The sequence below is a fragment of the Paenibacillus ihuae genome (genome assembly GCF_001368795.1).
GTDB lineage: Bacteria > Bacillota > Bacilli > Paenibacillales > Paenibacillaceae > Paenibacillus_AQ > Paenibacillus_AQ ihuae.
Genome location: NZ_LN831198.1, coordinates 381065 through 383366, shown reverse-complemented (window position 1 = coordinate 383366; position 2302 = coordinate 381065). Strand labels below are relative to the sequence as shown.

The window sequence follows — 2302 nt, the reverse complement described above, 5'->3', positions numbered from 1 at the left end:
CGAGGTTACGCTGCGCAAAGCAAGCATGATCACCGGCAAGGCACTCTCCGAGCTGACGGTAATGGTACTCGACCGCAAGCGGCACGAAGGGCTGATCCGCACCTTGCGCGGGATGGGAGTACGCATTAAGCTGCTCGGCCACGGCGACGTAGCCGGAGCCATCGCGGCGGCGCTGCCGGACAGCGATGTCGATCTGTACATGGGCTCGGGCGGTGCGCCTGAAGGTGTGCTGGCCGCCGCTGCACTGAAATGCCTCGGCGGAGAACTGCAGGGAAGACTGCTGCCAGAGGGGCCGTTTGAGATGCAGCGCTGCCTGTTGATGGGTATCGACAACCCGACCCGCGTGCTGTCGATGGAGGATATGGTCGGCACCGGCGACGTGATCTTCGCCGCCACCGGTGTCACCTCCGGTGAGTTCCTCAGCGGCGTCCGCTTCATCGGCAAGGAACGCGCCGAGACGCATTCCGTCATTATGCGGGCGCAGAGCCGGACGATCCGCTATATCCGCAGCATTCATTTCCTGCCTGGCAAGGATATTCCGCAGGGCAGATCTGAGCGGCAGAACTTAGCCTTCATGTAAGCTGCTGTTCTCCCGGACTGGCGTCAGCTACAGTGTGTATGCTCTAACCTCGAAAAAAGGGTCTATCCTGCGTCCGGCTGGACGTGGGATAGACCCTTTTTGATATATCAACTCAGCTCAATGAATCTCGCTCGTTTAACGGGTGCGGCTGTGGTCTCTCTGCAGCTCGTCGCTGCTGTTGACCTTCACATTACCCATCTTGTCGATCCGGGCTTCCTCGCGTTTCACGGTATCCTTCACCTGCTCTGTACCCTGAATTTCACGTTTATGAATGTCTACTTCACCGGTAACTACCGTATTCTTACGGACGTCCACCTGTTCCTCGCTAACAGGAATGCGGATCGTCTCATCAGCTCCAATCGGAGTCGAGCTGGAGTCATTATTGACCGAATGGCGCTCAATCACAATTTCCTCGTGGGAAACCGGAACATTGATCGTCTTATGCTCCTCGATGATCTCCTTGCGGACATTAACCTCACCGGTCTGCACCTTGTTTTTGGACACGTCCAGCTGTTCCTCACGCAGGCGCAGCCTGCGGGCTTCATCATCTTGCCGGTCATACTCATTTGACCGTGTGTTGTCCCGCTCCGCGATTCCATCAGGGGTGCCGGAGTACACATCTCCCGTCATCCCCGGACGGTTCACATCATCCATGGCTCTTGTTTCAGGAAGATCATGTACAGATGCTGAATTCATCGTATCGAGTCCCGTATCATTCCGTCCTTCGAGCCCCGATCCGTTAAAAGCCGCATCCACGGTGTCTGTTACAGAGCCGCGGGCACTCTCTTCTGCCGTTTCAGTCGTTACATTGTTATCCAAATACCGGTCGGCGTTGGCTGAATTATGGTTACGGAATACCGCATACACGTCATTAGAACGGGAGCTGTCCGCATCTACCATAACCAGAATCCGTCCTTCGTCTACATAGTTATCATAGCTCTTAGCTTCATCTTCCGGAATACCAAGTCCGATCAGCCCGCCGACTAATCCGCCGGTGCCGGCTCCAACGGCTGCGCCTGCTAAGGTCGCTGCAATCGGGCCTGCGGCAATGATCGGGCCGATCCCCGGTATCGCCAGGGCCCCAATTCCTGCCAGCAGTCCGGTTACCCCGCCGAGCAGTCCGCCGGTTGCCGCACCCGAGGCCATGCCTTCCGGTGCTTTGGTTCCTGTTTCGTCGCTAATTGCGTCTACATCCCGTTTATCCCTTGCTATTACGGAGATATCTTCTGTAAGAAATCCCCGGCTTTTCAGATCTTCAATAGCCCGTGAAGCCTCATGTTCGTTATGGAATACACCAACAATTTTCTTATTCATACGATTCCCTCCTGATAGCATTTTTTTAGTAATGGGTCACTCGTTCACATCTCTTACTTAACCAAACGACTGCCGGCGAAACTGGAAGTTTGTTAATTCCAAGCAGACTCCTTATATATATTTTTGAAACAGAAAAAGAGCAAAAAAACGAAAAAACAGACATATTTTCATCAAACATGATCCTGATAAGTCAGATATTCTCACATAAAAATCCCGGTTTTAGCCCATTTGTTAAGCCTTTACGAACAATCCGCAGAGCCTCAATACAATACAAGCAAAAGAGACTATACTCCTCGTAAGATATGTTAACGATTTTTACATGACTAAGGAGGCTTACCATGAATATGCGTTTAAAGGTTTTAAAAAAGCATCTGCTCTTCTGCTGCAGCGAGCACTGCAACAACCAGG

General features: G+C 52.6%; 2 protein-coding genes. One reads left to right on the top strand and one right to left on the bottom strand.

Features of this window, described 5'->3' with window-relative positions:
• A partial coding sequence (locus tag AQR02_RS33335) for a fructose-bisphosphatase class II (RefSeq protein WP_245237037.1) occupies positions 1-580 on the top strand: 580 nt, incomplete at its 5' end.
• 135 nt (positions 581-715) lie between these two features.
• Here the strand turns inward: AQR02_RS33335 and AQR02_RS01750 are convergent.
• Positions 716-1894 (bottom strand): YsnF/AvaK domain-containing protein, encoded by a 1179-nt coding sequence (locus tag AQR02_RS01750; RefSeq protein ID WP_054939129.1) that lies wholly within the window; start codon positions 1892-1894, stop codon positions 716-718.
• Positions 1895-2302 lie beyond the last annotated feature (408 nt).

Bases quoted from the DNA above. Each gene is read 5' to 3' on its own strand.
- AQR02_RS01750 (WP_054939129.1), bottom strand. From the start codon at position 1,894: ATGAATAAGAAAATTGTTGGTGTATTCCATAACGAACATGAGGCTTCA.